At 40.9% G+C, this 22019-nt stretch carries 19 protein-coding genes; 17 read left to right on the top strand and 2 right to left on the bottom strand.

The genetic code is table 11. The annotated features are described in order from the left end of the window. Positions 1-6: 6 nt before the first annotated feature. The 6 genes from WAE64_RS23260 (at position 7) to WAE64_RS23235 (ending at position 6129) form a co-directional block, all read left to right on the top strand. Positions 7-1113 carry a 5-methyltetrahydropteroyltriglutamate--homocysteine S-methyltransferase gene (locus WAE64_RS23260; protein WP_340240340.1) on the top strand — a complete coding sequence of 369 codons (1107 nt, stop codon included), beginning with the start codon at positions 7-9 and terminating at the stop codon, positions 1111-1113. Between the two features lie 109 nt (positions 1114-1222). Beyond that, on the top strand, positions 1223-2167 hold the full coding sequence (locus WAE64_RS23255; RefSeq protein WP_340240338.1) for a prolyl oligopeptidase family serine peptidase: 945 nt from the start codon (positions 1223-1225) through the stop codon (positions 2165-2167). 27 nt (positions 2168-2194) lie between these two features. Further along, entirely contained in the window at positions 2195-3310 is a 1116-nt protein-coding gene (locus WAE64_RS23250) for an alpha/beta hydrolase family protein (RefSeq protein ID WP_340240336.1), read from the top strand. A gap of 60 nt (positions 3311-3370) precedes the next feature. Beyond that, entirely contained in the window at positions 3371-4237 is an 867-nt protein-coding gene (locus WAE64_RS23245) for an amidohydrolase family protein (protein WP_340240334.1), read from the top strand. 25 nt (positions 4238-4262) lie between these two features. Further along, positions 4263-4793 (top strand): DUF3237 domain-containing protein, encoded by a 531-nt coding sequence (locus tag WAE64_RS23240; RefSeq protein ID WP_340240333.1) that lies wholly within the window; start codon positions 4263-4265, stop codon positions 4791-4793. Between the two features lie 37 nt (positions 4794-4830). Continuing rightward, complete coding sequence (locus tag WAE64_RS23235; protein ID WP_340240332.1) at positions 4831-6129, top strand: MFS transporter; 1299 nt, start codon at positions 4831-4833, stop codon at positions 6127-6129. Here WAE64_RS23235 and WAE64_RS23230 read toward each other — a convergent pair. Then, positions 6126-6998 (bottom strand): helix-turn-helix domain-containing protein, encoded by an 873-nt coding sequence (locus WAE64_RS23230; protein ID WP_340240330.1) that lies wholly within the window; start codon positions 6996-6998, stop codon positions 6126-6128. The two genes, WAE64_RS23235 and WAE64_RS23230, sit on opposite strands and share 4 nt — an antisense overlap. Before the next feature lie 398 nt (positions 6999-7396). On the opposite strand from WAE64_RS23230, the gene pcaH reads away from it, so the two are divergent. Genes pcaH through pcaF form a run of 7 tightly spaced genes read left to right on the top strand, consistent with a single transcriptional unit; the run spans position 7397 to position 14894 of the window. After that, positions 7397-8104 (top strand): protocatechuate 3,4-dioxygenase subunit beta, encoded by a 708-nt coding sequence (gene pcaH / locus WAE64_RS23225; RefSeq protein ID WP_340240329.1) that lies wholly within the window; start codon positions 7397-7399, stop codon positions 8102-8104. A 25-nt stretch (positions 8105-8129) separates the two neighbouring features. After that, positions 8130-8657 (top strand): protocatechuate 3,4-dioxygenase subunit alpha, encoded by a 528-nt coding sequence (gene pcaG, locus WAE64_RS23220; RefSeq protein WP_340240327.1) that lies wholly within the window; start codon positions 8130-8132, stop codon positions 8655-8657. A gap of 24 nt (positions 8658-8681) precedes the next feature. Further along, on the top strand, positions 8682-9998 hold the full coding sequence (pcaB, locus tag WAE64_RS23215) for a 3-carboxy-cis,cis-muconate cycloisomerase (RefSeq protein ID WP_340240326.1): 1317 nt from the start codon (positions 8682-8684) through the stop codon (positions 9996-9998). Positions 9999-10004: 6 nt separating this feature from the next. Then, positions 10005-11144, top strand: a complete 1140-nt coding sequence (pcaDC, locus tag WAE64_RS23210) for a bifunctional 3-oxoadipate enol-lactonase/4-carboxymuconolactone decarboxylase PcaDC (RefSeq protein WP_340240324.1) — start codon at positions 10005-10007, stop codon at positions 11142-11144. Next, entirely contained in the window at positions 11131-12321 is a 1191-nt protein-coding gene (locus WAE64_RS23205) for a 4-hydroxybenzoate 3-monooxygenase (RefSeq protein ID WP_340240322.1), read from the top strand. Before pcaDC ends, WAE64_RS23205 begins: the two co-directional genes overlap by 14 nt. 7 nt (positions 12322-12328) lie before the next feature. After that, a complete protein-coding gene (locus tag WAE64_RS23200) occupies positions 12329-13675 on the top strand; it encodes a 3-oxoacid CoA-transferase (protein ID WP_340240320.1) in 1347 nt (448 codons plus the stop codon). 10 nt (positions 13676-13685) lie between these two features. Further along, positions 13686-14894 carry a 3-oxoadipyl-CoA thiolase gene (gene pcaF, locus WAE64_RS23195; RefSeq protein WP_340240319.1) on the top strand — a complete coding sequence of 403 codons (1209 nt, stop codon included), beginning with the start codon at positions 13686-13688 and terminating at the stop codon, positions 14892-14894. Positions 14895-14898: 4 nt separating this feature from the next. Here pcaF and WAE64_RS23190 read toward each other — a convergent pair whose 3' ends face one another. Continuing rightward, positions 14899-15828, bottom strand: a complete 930-nt coding sequence (locus tag WAE64_RS23190; RefSeq protein WP_340240318.1) for an alpha/beta fold hydrolase — start codon at positions 15826-15828, stop codon at positions 14899-14901. Positions 15829-16011: 183 nt separating this feature from the next. Between WAE64_RS23190 and WAE64_RS23185 the strand changes: the two genes are divergently transcribed. The 4 genes from WAE64_RS23185 to WAE64_RS23170 all read left to right on the top strand — a co-directional run bounded on the left by WAE64_RS23185 (position 16012) and on the right by WAE64_RS23170 (position 21827). Beyond that, on the top strand, positions 16012-17700 hold the full coding sequence (locus WAE64_RS23185; protein ID WP_340240316.1) for a GH39 family glycosyl hydrolase: 1689 nt from the start codon (positions 16012-16014) through the stop codon (positions 17698-17700). A 325-nt stretch (positions 17701-18025) separates the two neighbouring features. After that, positions 18026-20122, top strand: a complete 2097-nt coding sequence (locus tag WAE64_RS23180) for a molybdopterin oxidoreductase family protein (RefSeq protein WP_340240314.1) — start codon at positions 18026-18028, stop codon at positions 20120-20122. Between the two features lie 69 nt (positions 20123-20191). Next, entirely contained in the window at positions 20192-20755 is a 564-nt protein-coding gene (locus WAE64_RS23175) for a hypothetical protein (protein ID WP_340240313.1), read from the top strand. Between the two features lie 100 nt (positions 20756-20855). Then, positions 20856-21827, top strand: a complete 972-nt coding sequence (locus WAE64_RS23170) for an aldo/keto reductase (RefSeq protein ID WP_340240310.1) — start codon at positions 20856-20858, stop codon at positions 21825-21827. The last annotated feature ends 192 nt before the right edge of the window (positions 21828-22019 follow it).

Below are 22019 nucleotides of genomic sequence, written 5' to 3'. Positions count from 1 at the left end.
TAGATAATGAAACCTCCTTTCAGAGCCGACCACGTGGGTAGTTTGTTACGTACCACGGCAGTAAAAGAAAATCGTATAAAATGGAAAAAAGGTGAGATTTCTGCCGAAGAATTACGTGCCATTGAAGATGCCGCCATTCTGGAAACTGTGAAAAAACTGGAATCGACAGGAATGAAATCAATTACTGATGGTGAGTTTCGAAGAGATTACTTCCACCTCGATTTCCTGAAAGAACTGGCAGGTGTAACCGTAACAGGTGGGATTGAGGCTAATCCTAATGCGAAGGTAGCAGAAGATGGTTTTAAACCTCCGGTATTAAGTGTAACAGGCGAGTTGAAACACGTAAAAGATATTCAGGTTGATGATTTTAAATACCTTCAATCTATCGTTACACAAACGCCAAAAGTAACAATTCCATCGCCTACGATGATTCATTTCAGAGGAGGACGCAAATCAATAGATATTAATTCGTATCCTGATATGGATGAATTTTTTCATGATTTAGCTGCGGCTTATCGTGAAGAAATCGACCATCTGTATAAAGCCGGGCTTCGTTATCTGCAATTAGACGATACCAATCTGGCCTATCTATGCGACCCTAAAATGCGTGCCGCTGCTGCCGAACGAGGTGAAGACCCGAATGCTTTACCACGGACCTATGCCGCCTTGATTAATTCGGTAATTGATGGCCGCCCTGATGATTTAACCATTGGCATACACCTTTGCCGTGGCAATTACCGCAGCACATGGTTTGCCGAAGGCGGATACGAGCCTGTTGCCGAAATTCTATTCAACGAAATTAACGTTGATGCGTATTTTCTGGAATATGACGATGAACGTAGCGGCGATTTTGCTCCACTAAGATTTGTGCCTAAAAACAAACACGTGGTATTGGGCATTGTTTCATCAAAACAAAAAGCGCTGGAGAACATCGATGATTTGTGCAAGCGTATTGATGAAGCTGCGCAATATATGCCTCTGGAAAATATGTGCGTAAGTCCGCAATGTGGTTTTTCGTCTACCCATCATGGAAATGACATGACGCATGATGACCAATGGCGTAAAATAGAATTGGTAGTAAACACCGCAATTAAGGTCTGGGGAGAATCTTAATTCGTCTTTGATTTTAACATAAGAAAACAAAACTATAAACAATACGTACGCCGAATGCCCTTCCTCAACATTGGGGAAGGGTTTAATCAATTACTAATCAAGCTTTGTTATGAAAAAAATCATGGTTCTTCTGATACTAGCTTCGGTATCTGCATGGGCGCAGCAGAAAGAGATAGACACAGAAAAAACAGCCATTTCTTCATCGAAATATTGGTTAGATATTGATTATGTAGGCGATAACATTATCGGTCACAAGCTTGATATTCATTTGCCCAAAAATGGTAAAGCACCGTATCCTGTTGTGATAGCCATTTATGGTAGTGCATGGTTTTCTAATTCGGCCAAAGAAGAAACATTTAAAGTTGGTTTAGGCCAGAAATTGCTTGAAAATGGATTTGCAGTAGTGAATGTTAACCATCGTTCTAGCAGCGACGCCATATTTCCTGCGCAGATTTATGACATAAAAGCAGCTATTCGCTTTATAAGAGCCAATAGCCGGGAATTTGCTTTAGATGATTCGTTTATTGGTGTAACAGGCTGGTCGTCGGGTGGGCACCTAACGGCCTTAACAGGTACTACCAACTCAACCAAAACCGATAAAATTGGCGGCCTTGCTATTGATATTGAAGGCAGCGTTGGCAAACATACCGACCAGAGTAGCCACATCAATGCAGCAGTAGATTGGTTTGGCCCGACTGATTTTCTGATTATGGATAAATGTGGTAGTTCGTTTTCGCACAACGAAGCAAAATCGCCTGAATCTTCTTTGATTGGTGGTGCAATTCAGGAAAATGCTGCTAAAGTTGCTTTGGCTAACCCTATCAGTTATGTGAATAAGAACAATCCTCCATTCCTTATTTTTCATGGCGACAAAGACCCTTTAGTGCCTGACTGCCAAAGCAAAAAGCTGTATGAAAAGCTACAGAAAGAGAGAGTGCAAAGCGAATTAGTGATTATTGCCGGAGGTGGCCACGGCCCGGGTGTAATGATTGATAAATACTATAGCCAGATGACAGCCTTTTTTGAGCAGGAAATGAAGAAAACAAAGAAATAATAACACGTTTAGCAAAAACAAGTAAACATGAAAAACATCATTTTTCTGATTCTTTTCACATGCATAGCAGCCTTTGGGCAAAACATTGCCAAAATAGATTCGGGCAATATCAACGGAGCTCGTTATAGAATTCTGTTTCCTGCCAATTGGAAAGGCAAACTGGTAATGTATGCACACGGCTATGAGTTTAACGGTAGCCCGCTGCAAAGTAAAAATCCTCAGTTTTTGAAGAGTATGAGTCCGTTTCTGGACAGGGGCTTTGCCGTTGCAGCATCAGACTATCAGTTTCAAGGCTTAGCTTTGGCACAAGGGGTTAACGATACCGAAGCCCTGCGCAAATATTTCTTTGGTAAATATGGTAAGCCTGATAGTACGTTCATGGTAGGGCACTCGATGGGTGGTGGTATTACTTTGGCAATGCTCGAAAACTTCGATAACAACTATCAGGCAGGTTTGGCACTTTGTCCACTTTCAAGCAGAATATACCTGCAATGCCGCAAAGAATATGATATGTATGCTACTTTCAATGGGCTTTTCCCCGGCATTATTACGCCACTAAGCACTATTTTTGATTTAAAAAGTAATTATCAGGCACAAGATTCAAGAAAAATGTTGAACAGAGCGATGGACATCAAAAAGTCGATTATTGCTAAAGATTCAGTGCTGGCGGTTGCCTTTGCCAAAAGATTTGATTTAAAGCTCGACGATTTACCCTTTTCACTTTTTTTCAACGAAAATGTATTACGAGACATAGCCCAGAAAGCAGGCGGCAACCCTTTTGATAATACCAATACGGTTTATTCGGGTTTCCCCGATAATGTGCTGGTAAACCAAAAGGCCGAACGTTTGGCGGCAACTGTGAATCCTGAAACAGTTTTCGGAAAATACGACCGCTCAGGTAATATCAATAAACCTGTATTGCTGGTGCATACCCTTTACGACCAACTAATACCACCAAGTTATGGCGTAATTAATTTCGAAAACATGGTGCACCACAAAGGCAAAGACCAGTATTTTACGGTTAAATACACCAATGGTCAAGGGCATTGTGCTTTTTCTCCTGCGCAGACAGCTCAGGCTTTTGATGAATTAAGAAACTGGACAAAAACAGGCACAAAAGCTAAACCCGGATTTATAGAATAATAGCTATCTTTACTTAGCTAAGAATAAACAGTAATACAGCGTTTTCAGCATAGATATAGCATGATAGACATAAACAAAATAGTAGCCATTGATGTGCATACCCATGCAGAGGTTTCGTGTTGCCAGCCGCATGACGATTATCGGTCTGAGTTTGATGTGGCCTTTGCCAAATATTTTAAGTCTGACAAACGCCCTACGATTCAGGAAACTGCCGATTATTACCGTGAAATGAATATGGCTTTTGTAATGTTTACTGTCGATTCGGAATTTAATGTCGGAAAACGCCGTATCCCGAATATTGAAGTGGCAGAAGGAGCCCTTAAGAACAGCGATGTGATGATTCCGTTTGCGAGCATCGACCCACATAAAGGCCGCATGGGAGCTCGTGAAGCCCGTGAGTTAATTGAGAATTATGGTGTAAAAGGCTTTAAGTTTCACCCGACTGTGCAAGGGTTTTATCCACAAGATAAAATGGCTTATCATTTATACGAAGTCATTGCCGAGTATAAATTGCCTATGCTCTTTCACTCTGGTCATTCAGGTTTTGGCAGTGGTGTTCGTGGGGGCGGTGGGCTTCGTTTAGAATATTCAAACCCAATGCATTTGGATGATGTAGCCATAGATTTTCCAGATTGTCCCATTATCATAGCACACCCAAGCTGGCCCTGGCAAGACGAAGCACTATCAGTAGCCATGCACAAACCTAATGTGTATATTGATTTAAGTGGCTGGTCGCCGAAGTACTTTCCGAAGCAATTGGTTCAGTATGCTAATACCTTGCTAAAAGACCGAATGTTATTCGGAACAGACTTCCCTTTGATAACTCCTGAGCGATGGATAAAAGATTTTGATGAAGCAGGTTTCAAACCGGAGGTAAAACCATTAATTTTAAAGGAAAATGCAATTCGCATGTTAGGATTGCAGTAAGTTCATCTAATCATCTATTAATCCTATGAAAAACATTTACCTCGGCCTGTCGCTGATGCTCTTGTGCTTATGTAATACCTATGCACAGTCTACACCCGAAGCCCCTCAACTAGAATTTGTTTGTGAGTTAAAAGTAAAATTAAACCCTGCTATAGTGGTGGGTGAAACACCGCATGGTGTAAGACGGATTATTCCTATCATTGGTGGAACAGTTGAAGGCCCAAACATAAAAGCCGAAATATTGAATGGCGGTGCCGACTGGCAGATTGTGAGAAGCGATGGCGTGGCAGAGCTGGAAGCGCATTACCAGATGAAAACCAACGATGGCGTAATAATTTACATCAAAAACACAGGTATAAGAGCCGCTACGCCCGAAATAGCCGCACGCATTGCCAAAGGTGAGCAGGTTGACCCGTCAGAATATTATTTCAGAGCTATTCCCAAGTTTGAAGCACCCAAAGGTAGTAAATACGAATGGATGAATAATGCTATTTTTATATGCAAAGCGCTCAGAAATCCTGATAATGTATCTATTCAGGTCTGGAAAGTGAAATGAGAGAGTGTTCTTCAATGCCTATTTAACCATTATAACTATGATATTCAATACCAAAAACCTTATTGATAATTCGCCGCTCTCCCGATTACAATACGCTACGCTTTTCGTTTGCTTCTTTATGAATATGCTCGATGGCATGGATGTGCTCATTATTTCTTATGCCGCACCTGCTATTTCGCAGAACTGGGGCGTAAACCCGGCAACTTTGGGTATTGTATTTAGTGCTGGGCTTTTCGGCATGACCTTCGGCGCTTTATTTCTTGCACCTGTGGCTGATAAGATTGGCCGCAAAAACATGATTCTGCTAAGTGCGGCGCTTATGGGTACAACAGTTTATTTTACCTCGTATGCTTCATCGGTTTATTGGCTGGCAGGATTTAGGTTTATTAGTGGTTTAGGCATTGGCAGTATGCTGGCAAGCACGGCTGCATTAGCTGCCGAATATACGCCTAATAAAAGCAAAGATTTCTGGGTGAGTTTTGTTATTTCCGGTTACCCGATAGGAGCTGTTTTGTCGGGCTTGGCATCAGGGCAAATTATTGTAGAAGATGGCTGGCAGCGTATGTTTCAGCTAGCGGGCATCATCACTATTGTTTCATTGCCACTCATCTATTGGTTTTTAACCGAATCGCTCGATTTTTATATTAAAAAGCAACCCAAAAGAGCCTTAGAGAAAATTAATGCTATTCTACTTAAAATGGGTTTTGAGGCTATTGAGGCCATTCCGCCTAAATCGGCAGAAGGACCTCAAACCTCCATGCAATCGTTGATGAAAAAAGAGTTTCGTATACCAACCATACAATTATGGGTAGCTCTGTTTTTTGCTTTTGCTACTTTGTATTTCCTTACAAGCTGGATACCAAAGCTGGCTGCCAATGCGGGTTTATCAATGAAACTGGCTATTTATACAGGTACTGTTTTTAATGTAGGGGCTTGGTTTGGGATAATGACACAGGGCTATTTTTCGAGTAAAATAGGACTTAAAAAGACTATCGGAATCATTCTGATTCTGACAGGTATACTAATGGCTATATTCAAAATCTTTATAGGTTCAGACTCTATTCTTTATGTTTTCTTCTTATTAGGTTTTGGTATTCAAGGCGGTTTTGTGGGCTTATATGCCGTAGCAGCACGTATGTACCCAACCGAATTCAGAACAACCGGAGTGGGTTGGGCTATTGGTATTGGCAGGCTCGGTGGCATTGTTGGCCCTGCCGTTGGCGGTATCCTGATAGGAATGGGTTTAACATTAAGTACTAATTTCTTGATTTTTGCCATTCCGACTGTCTGCGCCGGAGTAATGACCTTGTTTATTTCTTCGAAGGAAGTGAGTTAATTCTTCCGAAAATCAGTAGGCGTTACGCCTGTTTGTTTTTTAAATAATCGGGTAAAATAGGCCGGGTCTTTGAAATTGAGAAAGTAAGATACCTCCGAAACCGAATAATTAGTATTGAGTAGGTATTTTTTTGCTTCGTTAATCAGGTAATTCTGTACAATTTCGAGGGCAGATTTTTGTACCAGCGACTGGCATATCCTATTCAAATGCACACTTGTGATATTCAACTCTTTGGCATATTGGCTGATAGATTTAGTTTCATGCAGGCTCTTTTTAATACTCTTTTGAAAAGCCTGAAAATATTGCAGCGTTCGGTTATCGGATTGCGCAATGGTTTGCTTTTGCGATACACTAAACCGATACAAATAAATAAAGAACAACTGAAAGAGCGATTGTATGACGGTGTTTTTCTCAAGATTATCATCATACAACTCTTTCACAATTTCGGTTTTGTATTGAAAAATCTGCTGAAATGCCTGTATTTTATCGGTAAATAGTAAAAGATTAAACCGATTGATGCCTAGCAACACTTTCGGGAAATCTTTAAAAATATTCTCCAGAAAAGACTCCGAAAATGTAATTACCTCGCCTTTTATATCAGGCTGAAAAACAAAACCGTGCAGAGAATTAGTAGGTATGGTTACAATGCAAGGGCCGATGAGCTTTAGCTCTTTGTTTTCAGAAATAATAATACCTTCTCCCTCTGCAATCATGAACACCTGAAATAGCTCAGTGTGTAAATGCTCCTTAATCTCCCAATCATACATTTTACTACGGGTTTCAAGTGGCTCGTAATGAATAAAATTAGGCAGATAAATGGCCTGTTTATCTCCATACAATCCCTTGAAATTGATAATGCTTTTGCTCATCTGTATGTTTTAAAAATACAAGTATTTTTTTGGATTGATAATAGGTAATTAGCAAAGGTTTTAAGCTATGAACATTGAAATGTAATGCCTAATTATAGTAGAGCCGTATTGCAATACGGCTCTTGTCGACGAATATGTTTTTTATATGAAATTCAATATTTTTTATCTATTTTCTCAAATATGATTCGAAAATTGGACAAGCCCTTGGAGACGTATTGCAATACGTCTCTACTGGATTCTGCAATTTTGAAGCATTTTAAACCAAACCCGGTCTTTTCTTTTTATAGCTCAAATAACTCAGTGAAATTAAATTGAATGTTTGTTTTGTACAAGTAAAATTTTGATTAATCCAAGAAAGTTTTAGACATCACAGATATCTTTGTTAAAAATATTCAACCATGAGCCAGATTATTTACAATTCTTTCGACAGAGAAGTACACCCTCCTTATTTGACTCCAGAATACAAATCAACTGTATTGAGAGCCCCTCAGAAACCATTAGTCCTTTTAAAGCAATCTTTATCTGAACTTACAGGCCCTGTTTTTGGTGATTTTAACGTTGGGCCGCTAGACAATGACCTTACTAAAAATACAGCAAAAAATGGCGAACCATTAGGCGAAAGAATTATAGTACACGGCAAAGTGATGAACGAAAACGGTCAGCCGATGCCACATACGCTTATTGAAATCTGGCAGGCTAATGCAGCGGGGAGATATGTACATAAAGTTGACCAACACGAAGCCCCACTCGACCCTAATTTTTTAGGCGCAGGGCGTTGCATAACCGATGCCGAGGGTAATTATAAGTTTTATACCATTAAGCCTGGGGCGTATCCGTGGGGAAACCATTATAATGCCTGGCGGCCAAATCATATACATTTTTCTTTATTTGGGGCAAATATCACCAATCGGCTGGTAACACAAATGTATTTTCAGGGAGACCCGCTTTTGCAGTACGACCCTGTTTTTTTAAGTGTGCCACCTAAAGGCAGAGACTTGCTCATTTCGAAATTCGATTTAAGTGCCACCGAGCCTAGCTTTGCCTTGGCCTATCGTTTCGACTTTGTGCTGAGAGGTTATAAACAAACACCTTTTGAAACTTTGTAATTGATTACCTGTAAACTGATTTATCATGATGTTACAAACACCTTCTCAAACTGTTGGACCTTATTTTGCTTATGGCCTCACGCCTGAGCAATATATATATGATTTTAAAAGCCTTGTAGGCAACGAAATGGTTAATCCGATTGACTATGAAGAGGCCATCACCGTTACAGGAAAAGTATTCGATGGACAAGGTGTTGTGATACCCGATGCTATGATTGAACTATGGCAGAACGACGGACAAAACCAGCTTTTCGGGCGTTTTGGTACGGGTACCGATGCGCAGAACCGTTTCGTTTTTTATACAATAAAACCTGCTTCTGTCAACGGACAAGCACCGTATATAACCGCAATTATCTTTATGCGAGGGCAGCAGGTTCATTCTTACACTCGCATTTATTTTTCAGATGAGGCCGAGCTGAATAGCAAAGATGAAGTACTAAACTCAGTACCGGACGACAGACGGCATACGCTGATAGCACACAAAAAAGGCTCAACTTACGAGTTTAATATTTATATGCAGGGTGATAACGAGACTGTTTTTTTTGACATCTAAAATGCCCACAATGCCTGTTATCTTATGAGCTTATATTCTCAGTATTTTTATTCCGACGAGGTCAACGAACTATTGTCTGACAAACAAAGTATTGCGCAAATGCTTCGTTTAGAAGGTGTGCTGGCAATGGTGCAAGCCGAACTGGGAATTATCCCCGCCGATTTAGCTGAAATTATTGTGAGCTGTTGCCGAACCGACTTTATTGACATCGAAAAACTCAGAGCAGACCTGATAACGGGTGGCAATGTGGCTATTCCGCTGGTTAAGCAACTAACACGGGTTGTTAAAAACAACAATGTTGAGGCTTCGAAATATGTGCATCTGGGAGCAACCAGCCAGGATATAGTAGATACCGCCACAGTACTACAAATACAAGAACTGATTATATGGCTCGATGAACGGCTAGATGTGCTCTCACAATTACTGCTTGGGCTCACTAAAAAATATCGACAGACGCTTATGGTGGGGCGTACACTCTTGCAACAAGCAAGGCCCATTACTTTTGGCTTAAAAACAGCTATGTGGTTGCAAAGTATCGAGAGAGCAAAGGCACGCATTAAAAGTGTAGAAGAAAGGGTGCTGGTACTACAGCTCAATGGAGCAGTAGGGAGCGGCAATGCTTATCTGCCAAAAGAAGTGGTACAGTCAGTAGCTGAAATGCTGGAGTTGAACTTTGCTTTTTCGTGGCAATCTCAGCGAGACAACATGGCCGAATGGGCAAGTGTTTTAGGCATATTGGTGGGCAGTTTGGGCAAAATTGCCAAGGATGTTTCTTTAATGATGCAAACCGAAGTAGGTGAGGTGTTTGAAGGTGCAAGAGAGGGCAGGGGTGGTTCTAGCACGATGCCTCATAAACGTAACCCGGTACTATGTGCGTCTATATTGGCTAATGCCAACCGTGTACCGCATTTGGTGGCATCAATTCTATCAGCTATGTCGCAGGAGCATGAACGTTCGGCCGGATTATGGCATTCGGAATGGGAAGTAATGAGTGAGATAATGATGCTTACCGGAGGAACAGTAGAAAGAAGTATAGAATTATTGCAGGGCTTGGAAGTAGACGAAAAAAGAATGCTGGCTAATCTGGAACTAACCAGAGGTTTGATTTATGCCGAAAACGTATCCTTGGCTCTGGCACCTAAAATGGGCAAAATACAAGCCCATGAACTGATAGAGAAAGCCTGCAAGCAGGCAATAGCCCAACAAAAGCATTTGAAAGATATTTTGTCTGAAATGTCTCTGGATTTACCTAATTTAGAAGAACTATTTATGCCTGTGCATTCGATAGGCAATAGTCTGGACATCATCGACGAAATTTTAGACAATCTTTCAAATCATTAAATCACTATGAAAACTAATTATAAACTCCAAGGTACGCCCAATAGTCCGGTGTTGATATTTTCAAATTCGTTAGGTGCCGAAATGATGATGTGGGACGAACTGGTGCCGCATCTGTTACCTTATTTCAGAGTATTGCAATACGATACCCGTGGGCATGGTGGTAGCGAGATTCCGACAGGTCCTTATACGATTGACACACTAGGGCAAGACGTAATAGATTTGATGGATGACCTGAAAATTGAAACGGCTTATTATTGTGGCCTTTCGATGGGTGGTTTAATAGGGCAATGGTTGGGACTGAATTATCCTGAGAGATTTGAAAAGCTTGTTTTGAGCAATACCGGCGCAAAAATTGGTGACGATGAGCGTTGGAATACACGCATTGCAGCTATTAAGAAAGATGGTATGCAAGCCATTGTGAACGATACAATGGAACGATGGTTTACCGAAGATTTCAGAAAACATCAGTTTAAACTGGTAGCTAAAACCAAGGCTATGTTTTTACGTTGCGATACCATAGGTTATGCCAATTGTTGTGCAGCCATAAGAGATGCCGATTTCAGAAATAAAATACAGAATATTTCGGTTGAAACCCTGATTATAACAGGCGATGAAGACCCCGTAACAAACGTAGAGCAGGCTGAGTATCTGGCTAATAAAATACCTTATGCGCACCTGAAAGTGCTTCATGCTCGCCATTTGGCAAGCACCGAAAAACCTAAAGAGTATGCACAGATATTACTTGATTTTCTGGTTGGAGATAACAGCTATGATAGAGGAATGCACGTAAGGCGTACAGTACTCGGCAATGCGTATGTTGATAAAGCCAACGAAAAAATCAATTCGTTCAATACCGATTTTCAATCATTCATTACCAATTATGCCTGGGGTGAAATCTGGACAAGACCCCATCTTTCAAAACATAGCCGAAGCCTTATAACACTGGCAATGCTTATTGCTTTGAACCGAAAAGCTGAGTTTAAACTCCACCTTCGTGCTGCTATCAATAATGGCGTTTCGGTGGCCGAAATCAAAGAAGTTATTCTACAGTCGGGGGTGTATTGTGGCCTTCCTGCTGCTAACGAGGCTTTTGCTACTGCGCAGGAGCTATTTAAAGAAATGGGAGTAGTTTATGAAAATAGTTAAAACACAAGTAGGTATTATTGGGGCAGGTCCTGCGGGTTTAACATTGGCTTTGCTATTGCGTAAGCATGGCATTGAGGCTATTATTCTCGAAAACCGTAGCCGTGAGTATGTACAGTCACGGGTAAGAGCAGGGCTGCTCGAACAAAATACAGTTGATATTTATAAAGATTTAGGCGTAGCCGACCGCCTGTTGAGAGAAGGATTGGTGCATCATGGAGTATATCTGAGTTTTGATGGTCAGCGTACCCGCATCCCTTTTGGCGAATTAACAGGCGGTAGAAATATTACTATTTACGGGCAACAGGAAGTAGTAAAAGACCTGACAGATGTTTGGCTGGCCGGAGGTGGACAAATTTATTTTGAAACCCCGGCTTTAAAAATTGAAAATTTTGAGACTAATAATCCTGAAATTCATTTTGAGCATGGAGGTGAAACAGGAGTTCTGAAATGTGATTTTGTAGCTGCCTGCGACGGTTTTCATGGTATTGGGCGTAAAACTTTACCACCTGATACCTATCGGGAGTATACAGTTACTTATCCTTTTAGTTGGCTAGGCATTTTGGCTCATGTAGCACCATCGACCGAAGAGCTGATTTATGCTTATCATGAACGAGGTTTTGCGCTACATAGTTTACGGTCAGATAAAATTAGCCGTTTATACATACAGGTAGATAATACTGAGCATATTGATAATTGGCCCGATGATAGAATATGGGAAGAATTGTCTATTCGTTTAGGTACAGAAGGGTGGACTTTAAAAACAGGGCCAATTTTCGAAAAAGGTATTACCCCGATGCGTAGCTTTTTTACCGATAATATGCAGGCCGGGAGGCTATTTTTGGCCGGAGACGCTGCCCATATTGTACCGCCAACAGGCGGCAAGGGTCTGAATCTGGCAGTAGCAGATGTAAAACACCTGGCCGATGGATTTGTAGGATACTATCAGAAAAACTCCGCCAAAGCATTAGATAATTACTCCGCTACGGCTCTGAAACGCATCTGGCGAGCACAGGATTTTTCTAATTTCATGACTACACTCTTTCATAAACAAGACCAACACGGGTCGTTTCAATATCAATTACAAAAAGCAAAATTCGATTATATAAAACTATCAAAAGCCTACGCTACAACCATAGCCGAAAACTATGTAGGGCTACCATTTGAGGCATTTGAATAAGATAAACATGAAGCAGGTTCCGATTATAGATACGCACACAGCCGCACGTATGGTAAAAGACGGCGACACACTTTTGCAGGGAGGATTCGGCATGACGGGTAATCCTGTGCATTTGATGCATGCCTTGGCTGAGCTAGGTACTAAAGATTTAACTTTTATTGGCAACAATGCCGGAGAAGTGGGTTTAGGCGGCGGCAGATTACTAAAAAACGGACAGCTTAAAAAATTGATTGGTTCGTTTTTTACTTCTAATCCGGATGCGGTAAAAGCCGTGCAAGCCGGACAAATAGCTTATGAACTATTACCACAAGGTACATTAGCCGAAGCACTGCGAGCAGGTGGAGCGGGTATCGGAGGGTTCTATACACCCGCATCAGCCGGAACATTGATAGCGCAAGGCCGTGAAACCAAAGAGATAGATGGTGTTGAGCAGGTATTTATTAAGGGTTTGCGAGGCAATGTGGCGTTCATTAGAGCATGGCGTGCCGATACAGCAGGTAATTTGCAGTACCGCATGACCGAGCAGAATTTTAATAAAGCCATGGCCACTGCTGCCGATTTAGTAATTGCCGAAGTAGAAGAAATTGTACCGGTAGGAGAGATTAAGCCCGAGCATATTCATACGCCTTGCTGCTATGTAGACTATCTGGTGCAAGCTACCCTTACGCTTGAAGATTTAGGCATGTCAGCATCGGTTTCTTCTTCCAAGAAAGTAGACGAAAGCCGCATGAACATGGCAAAAAGAGCTTTAGAAGAGTTGAAAAAAGGAGATGTGGTAAATCTGGGCATCGGGATTCCGACTTTAGTAGCTGACCTAATAACAGAAGAGCACGATATTATTTTGCATACCGAAAACGGCATGCTTGGCGTAGGCCCCGTACCTGCCGATGGCGGCGGAGCAATGGATTATCCCGTAAATGCGGGTAAAATTCCGGTTACGGCACTAAAAGGCAGCAGTTATTTCGATAGTGCCGATTCGTTTGCCATGATTCGGGGTGGGCATATTGATGTGGCCATTATGGGTGGTTTAGAGGTAGACGAAGCCGCTAATCTGGCCAACTGGGCTGTGCCGGGCAAGCCATTATTAGGTGTAGGTGGGGCTATGGATTTGGCCAAAGGCGCAAAACGCCTCATAATTACTATGACTCACACCAATCCTGATGGTTCGTCTAAAATTGTTCCGGCTTGTACTTTGCCCTTAACAGCCTCAGGTGTTGTGAGCCTTATTATAACCGAGCTGGCAGTATTTAATTATACTGATAATCAGTTGACGCTGATAGAATTAATGCCCAATGCTACGCTTGAAGAAGTAAGAGCTAAAACCAGTGCCAGTTTTGTAGAAAAACTCAATTGAAGAATTAAGCATGAAAGAAGCCTATATAATTGATGCCGTACGTACGCCAATCGGTAGTTTTGGCGGAAGCCTATCACCTGTGAGAACTGATGATTTGGCGGCGATTCCGATTAAAGAATTACTGAAACGAAACCCCAAAGTAGCGCCTGAATTAATTGATGATGTTGTGTTGGGTTGCCATAATCAGGCCGGAGAAGATAACCGCAATGTGGCACGTATGGCGCTGTTGTTAGCAGGCTTACCTTATACTGTTCCGGGAGAGACCGTGAACCGCTTGTGTTCATCAGGTATGTCGGCGGTTATTCATGCTAATAGGGCTATCAAAGCAGGTGACGGAGATGTGATTATTGCCGGAGGAGTAGAACACATGACCCGTGGTCCGTGGGTTATTTCTAAAACCTCAAAACCTTTTGGCAACGATGTCCAGATGTTCGATTCAAGTTTCGGCTGGCGATTTGTTAATCCGCAGATGCATAAAATGTATGGCACCGATGCCATGGGCGTAACGGCAGAAAATCTGGTTGAATTGTATAATATCAGCCGTGAAGATCAGGATTTATTCGCCTACCGTTCTCAACAAAAAGCCTTTGCTGCTCAGCAAAACGGTATTTTAGCCGAAGAAATAATAGGCGTTGAAATAGCAGATAAAAAAGGAAATGTAAGCGTTTTTGATAAAGACGAGTTCATAAAAGCTAACACAAGCCTTGAGATACTGGCAAAACTAAAGCCTGCTTTCAAGAAAGAAGGCGGTACGGTTACAGCAGGTAATTCTGCCGGGTTGAATGATGGTTCAATAGCTATGCTCATTACATCAGAAGAAGCCTTAAAAACGCATAATCTTACGCCTAAAGCTCGTATTGTTTCATCGGCTGTGGTAGGGGTAGAGCCACGCATTATGGGTATTGGCCCTGTTGGGGCTTCACAAAAAGCATTGCAAAAAGCAGGCTTAACGCTCAATGATATGGCGGTAATAGAGTTTAATGAAGCCTTTGCTGCACAATGTTTAGCAGTAAGCCGTTTACTAGGCTTAGCCGATGACGACCAAAGAATAAATCCGAATGGAGGAGCCATTGCGTTGGGTCATCCACTCGGTATGTCAGGTACACGCATTATACAGGCTGCTGCTAATCAGTTGGTAAGAACCCAACAGCGTTATGCTTTAGTTGCCATGTGTGTAGGCGTTGGTATGGGGTACGCGGTTGTTATTGAAAGAGTGTAAAAAATTATTTAGCTTTCATCCAGTTTTCAATCGTATCCAGAAACGCTTTTTGTTGGTCAACAAACGGATAATGCGAGCAGTTATCTATCAGTTGAAATCGGGTTTTGCCTACAATATTTTGCATATCGTTTAATTGCTTCGCCGAAAAAATATTATCTTGTTTTCCGTATAGAGCAAAGAGTTTTATGCCATGTTTCGCTATTTTTTTCAGATTAGGCTTTGTATTTATATTCACAAGCGTTTCATCCTGATAAAATCGTATCGGTGCTAAATCGTTGCGGATATTGCTTTTAGAAAATTCACTTTGCTGATAAATCTCATTCAATCGTTTTGATTCTGCTGTAGGATTTGGCATTCTGAAATAGCCGTTTTCAGAGGCCACTTCATAGCATTCTTTGCGGTATTCAGCAGAATTTTTGCTAAGTTTTTCAATGGCTGAAATTCGAGCCAGCAATTCATTATTATGTTTCTCAATGCCAATTTTCTTTACTGTCGACAAGATATGGTCGTAAGTTTCTTGTTGAGAAAATAAAGCTCCGACTAATATTAGCTGCTCAACTTTTTCAGGGTAAGCATCGGTATAAAGTGTTGAAACAATACCTCCAAAACTATGACCTATTATAGTAACTTTCTTCAAATTATACTTTTGCAGAAGCGAATTAAGGTCAGCGAAGGCTTCTTTAAATGTAAAAGTAGCCGTAGTATCTATCGAACGCCCCTCTCCTCGGCGGTCGTAAACAATTACATAAAATCCTCTTGTTGCAAGGGCTTCTACCGTAGTACCTTCAAAAAGTGTGGAATTACCCCTTGGCCCACCATGTACAAATATTATGGCAGGATTACTGGCCTTTCCGTAAGCTTTTGAGTAAATGGTTTGTGCTGATAAAGTTGGTGTGAGATTTACAAAAAATAGTAATAATAAGATGTGACGCATTGAATGATGAATGAGGTGAATTTTGATAAATATTATATACAAAGTTAAGCTTAAAAATTTTTACGCTTTGAATAATTGAATGAAAACAAAGTTTTCGAGTTAGTTAAAATTCAGCGATACTTAGTAAAGCGGTTTATGAATAGAATTCATACATTTGTATAATTCTATTCAAACCACCTTTCCATGAAAAAAATTATTCTCGTAATTATTCTTACGTCTTTAAGCTTTATTGGATTTTCACAGGATACCTCTTCTGAAAAAACAAGTATTCAGGTTGATTTTGATAAAAAAATAGGTGATATGAGCACCATGTGGGCATGGTTTGGGGCTGACGAACCCAATTATGCATACATGAAAGACGGTAAAAAGCTACTATCTGAATTATCAGCCATGAGCCCTGTGCCTGTCTATTTCAGAGCGCATAATTTGTTGACTTCGGGGCACGACACATTGAACTTAAAATGGGGTTCAACGAATGTTTATACCGAAGATGCCAACGGGAATCCAATCTATGATTGGACTCGTGTTGATAAGATATTTGATACGTATCTGGCAAGAGGTATTAAGCCACTGGCGCAATTTAGTTTCATGCCAAAGGCTCTTTCTCCAAAGCCAGAACCCTACGAACATAACTGGAAGCCTGGCATGCCTTATAATGATGTTTATACAGGTTGGGCGTATCCGCCTACCGATTATAAGAAATGGGCCAAGCTGGTATATCAATGGGTAAAGCATTCGGTTGAGCGATACGGCAAAAAAGAGGTAGAAAGCTGGTACTGGGAGCTTTGGAACGAGCCTAACATTGGCTATTGGAAAGGTACGGTTGAAGAATATTGCAAACTCTATGATTATACGGCTGATGCCGCCAAAAGAGCTTTGCCGACCATTAAAATTGGTGGCCCTGAGACAACAGGCCCAAGTTGGGATAAAGCAGCTGAGTATTTAAAGACTTTTCTGAACCATTGTATATCGGGCAAAAATTACGTAACAGGTAAAGTAGGCTCGCCGCTTGATTTTATTTCGTTTCACGCCAAAGGTGCACCTAAAATCGTAGATGGGCACGTGCAAATGAACATGGGTACACAACTAAGAGATATTTCGGAAGGGTTCAGAATTGTTGCCTCATACCCGACGCTTAAACATTTGCCTATTATTATCGGAGAGTCAGACCCTGAGGGTTGTGCGGCCTGTGGCATGAAAACAAACCCACAGAATGCTTACAGAAATGGTACGATGTATTCGAGCTACACAGCCGCTTCGTTTGCCAGAAAATATGCACTGGCCGATTACCACAAGGTTAACCTGAAAGCCGCAGTGAGTTGGTCGTTCGAGTTCGAGAATCAACCTTATTTCTACGGCTTCCGTGATTTAGCCACTAATGGTATAGATAAACCAGTTTTGAATGTTTTCAGAATGTTTGGGCTGATGTCGGGCAAGCGTGTAGAAACAAAAAGTACTTCGAAGTATGATTTTAAAATGGTGAGAGATTCAAGCGTAAGAGGCAAATATGCCGATATAAATGCGCTTGGCAGTAAAGATGTCAATTCGGCGGCAGTAATGGTTTGGCATTACCATGATGATGACGTAACAGCAGAAAATGCTACCATAGAACTAGATTTAAAAGGATTACCTGTCGGAAAGCTCAATTTTCATCATTACCGGATTGACAAAGAAAACAGCAATGCCTACGAAGTATGGAAAAAAATGGGCTCACCCGAAAGCCCTACGCAAGAGCAATATGCTATACTCGAAAAATCAGGACAGTTAGCACTTGTTGAATCACCGAGTTATATAAAAACAAACAATGGTAGTTTAAAGCTAAACATTAAACTACCAAGACAAGGGGTATCGTTATTGAAATTTAATTGGTAAGTTTCTATATTAATTTACCAATCAACGATTAATGGCTATTTTCTTGGTGATTGTTTTGCCGTTTTCTTCTTGTAGAATAATGAGGTAATTCAAGAAATGCTCAGACTATAATTGTCAAGTAACCCCGGTGAGCCTCGAATTCTCGACCCACTGATTAAGAGAGGGTGGCGTTCGTTCAGTTGCTCTACCAACTGAGCTACGAAGTCATACATGCTACGAATTTATTTTTTTGACCTCAACCCACCAAATCTCATAAAATTATTTTCAGACTGAAAAAGTATCTTAAAAAACTGCTAACTTGCTTATATACTATCTTTTCTGACCTATGACAGTACTTACGCATTATCGCACTTGTAATCTTTGTGAAGCTATGTGCGGGCTTGAAATCAGTGTTGACGGCAGTAAAATAATAAAAATAGAGGGAGATAAAAACGACCCTTTTAGTCGAGGGCACATCTGTCCTAAAGCTGTGGCTTTAAAAGATATTTATGAAGATAATAACCGGCTGAAGTTTCCGGTGAAACGTACTATACATGGCTGGCAGCAGATTTCGTGGGAAGAAGCTTTTACTGAAGTTATTAGCAAAATAAAATATATACAAGCAAAATACGGGAATAATGCCATCGGTATGTATCAGGGAAATCCGTCGATACATAACTTAGGCACTTCCATGAACTCCCCGGCATTTGCCAAAGCCCTGCGTACAAAAAACTTGTTTTCTGCCACTTCGGCCGACCAACTCCCTCATCATTTTGCTGCTTGGCAAATGTTTGGTCACCCGATGCTAATGCCTATCCCCGATATTGACCATACCGATTATATGCTTATTATCGGAGGCAACCCTATTGCTTCTAACGGTAGCATTATGTCGGTGCCCGATGTAGCCAACCGGCTGAAAGCTATTCAGAAAAGAGGGGGTAAGGTAATAGTGATAGACCCACGATTTACAGAGACTGCTGCCAAAGCAGATGAACACCATTTTATTCGTCCTGGAACAGATGCTTTTTTATTATTGGCAATGATTAACACGCTCTTTGCCGAAAACCTTATTGCCTTAGGCATACTAGCTGAATTTACAGATGGGATAGAAATATTAAGAGAACTTTCTCAACCCTTTGCACCCGAAAAAGTAGAAAAGCAAACAGGTATTTCGGCTTCTACAATTCGTCAGCTTGCGTATGATTTTACTAAGGCAAAAGCCGCCGTTTGTTACGGAAGAGTAGGAGTATCGGTACAAGTATTTGGCAGCATAGCACAATGGTTGATTAATGCTATCAATGTGTTAACAGGAAATCTGGATAGAGAAGGAGGTGCCATGTTTACAGCACCAGCCGTAGATTTTCTGGCAAGAGCCAAAGCCGAAAATAAATTTAACCGCTGGCAAAGCAGAGTTCGAAAACTGCCGGAGTTTTTGGGTGAGCTACCTGTTGCTACGCTTGCAGAAGAAATACTGACAGAAGGTGAAGGGCAAATTAAAGCAATGATTACGAGCTGCGGCAATCCGGTACTTTCTACGCCAAATGGTGTGCAGGTCGATAAAGCACTTGAACAACTAGAGTTTATGGTAGCAATTGATATTTATATCAACGAAACCACACGCCATGCGCATATTATACTCCCACCTGCTACTGGCCTTGAAGTATCTCATTACGATATGACCTTCCATGTGCTGGCTGTCAGAAACACAGCTAAGTACTCAGAAGCATTATTTACTAAAGCAGAGGGCGCTAAATATGACTGGGAAATTTATCAGGAATTGGCTCATCGATTAAATAATTCGTCTGATACCCCTTTTACAGCTGAGCCACCTGAACTTAAGCTTGATATGGGTTTGCAGTTTGGCCCTTATAGTCTATCTTTAAAACAGCTAAAAGATAATCCACACGGCATTGATTTAGGCGCTTTAAAGCCTTGCTTACCACAGCGTCTACTTACGCTCGATAAACGCATAAATATAGCCCCTGACTTATTGGTAAAAGATATAGATAGACTTTGCAGATATTTAGATGACGATGCTCTACAAAATGGTTTTGATTACCTGCTGATTGGCAGAAGACACTTGAGAGATAATAATTCATGGATGCATAACGCTGAGCGTTTAGTGAAAGGCCGTAACAGATGTACTTTGATGATTCATTCAGCAGATGCTAAAAAGCTCAATCTCGATAGTCAGTCGATAGTAAAAGTGAGTTCAAGAGTAGGTGCCGTTGAATTGCCAATTGAGATTACCGACCACATGATGCAAGGCGTAGTAAGTATGCCTCATGGCTACGGACACGCACGCAAAGGCGTAAAACTAGACATAGCGGCTAAATATGCGGGCGTAAGTATTAATGATTTAACCGATGAATATATATTAGATGAATTAACAGGCAATGCCGCTTTTAATAATGTGGCAGTGAGAATAGAGAGAGTAGGTTGAAATGTTCTAATGTAACAATATCCTTATTTTTTATTTATAATCAAACTTTTAACTAAACTATAAACTACAATGCTAAGCTCTCTCTCAAACTTGGCTCGACGTTATGCGTCGGGGCTTAATGTGCTGATTTTCTTTGTTCTACAAATGATTATATCAGCCGGAATTTTGCCCTATATGCGGAGTAAATTTGATCCGCAAATGATACTCGGTGTTCTAGACCTTAAATTTGGTTTTACTGCCAACGAGGCATACAATATACTTGTGGCTTATGGTGAAGAGGGACGGAAATATTACTTGTGGGTTGAAGCTTTTATAGATGTAGTTTATCCGCTTATTTACACCACAACCAATGTCTTATTACTGAGTTATGTGTTCAAAAGAGGTTTTACGCCAAGCAGTTTTATGCAGCAATTAAACATATTCCCTATTTTAGCTACTATCGGTGATTTTGCCGAAAATGCCGGAATCATCGCGATGTTAAATGCCTTTCCGGAAAGGGCTGATGCGGCAGCTAATTTTGCTTCTGCTGCCGGAATGTTTAAATGGATAGCTTTTGGTACAAGTATTGCCTTATTTTTGATAGGTATAATAGCCTGGATTATAGCTGCTGTAAAGAATAAAAAACACAACTAACGTAGTGGGAACAAAACATAATTTTAGATTCTTCTTGTTCCTTTAGTCATTTTCCTAAACTTTGTATTTTTAAATCACATAATTATAAAAAACTAATTTCATGGAGTATAGAAGATTTGGACGTACCGACTGGAACGTCAGTGAAATAGGGTATGGTATGTGGGGTTTGGCAGGTTGGACAGGTTCAGACCAAGATGAAGTAGGGCAATCGCTTGACCGTTCGGTAGAATTAGGCTGTAACTTTTTTGATACTGCCTGGGGCTATGCTGAAGGAAGAAGTGAAGAGATTCTGGGCGATGTATTGAAGAAATACGCACAGAAACGCCTGCATTATGGAACAAAAATTCCACCAAAAAATTTCACATGGCCTTCAAAATCTCATTTCCTTTTAGAAGATTGTTTTCCGGCTGAGCATATTATTGAATACACCGAGAAAAGTTTGAAAAATCTGGCAGTTGACTGCATTGATTTACAACAATTTCATGTGTGGGAAGATGCCTGGGCTAACAATGATGATTGGAAAGAAGCCGTTACAAAACTAAAACAACAGGGAAAAGTAAAGCACTTTGGTATAAGTGTAAACCGTTGGGAACCCAATAATGTGCTAGAAACCCTGAAAACGGGGTTAATTGATACTGTGCAGGTAATTTATAATATTTTCGACCAGAACCCGGAAGATGAATTATTCCCACTTTGCAAAAAGTTGGATATTGGTGTAATTGCCCGTGTGCCTTTTGATGAAGGTACGCTAACAGGTCTTTTAACCAAAGAAACCACATTCCCGGCTGATGATTGGCGTTCAACTTATTTTGTACCCGAGAACCTGATTCCAAGTGTAGAGCACGCTGATGCTTTGAAACCACTTGTGCCAGCGGGCATGACCATGCCTGAAATGGCGCTTCGCTTTATTTTAGGCAATGACGATGTACATACCATTATTCCGGGTATGAGAAAGATACGCCACGTTGAAGCTAATATTGGTACAAGTGATGGTAAAAAGCTTGATGAAAATCTTCGCTTAAAACTAAAAAGCCATCGTTGGGATAGAACACCAACGGAGTGGTCGCAATAGTAGAATACAATATTTTTACATACAAAAAGCCCTTATAAAGGGCTTTTTGTATGAGTATCGAAGATAAAACTTAATGTCGGTCAGCATCTAAGTATATGTCAAAAGTTTAGAATAATTGCTAACTGCCTTTAAATCAAACAGTAAAGCTCTATTAAGCTCATCCAATCCGTATCGAAAAATACTAAAAGCCTT

It is taken from the genome of Emticicia soli (genome assembly GCF_037860775.1).
In the GTDB taxonomy this organism is placed as follows: domain Bacteria; phylum Bacteroidota; class Bacteroidia; order Cytophagales; family Spirosomataceae; genus Emticicia; species Emticicia soli.
The sequence above is the reverse complement of the archived record's forward strand: the minus strand, read 5'-3'. Positions and strand labels throughout refer to the sequence as shown.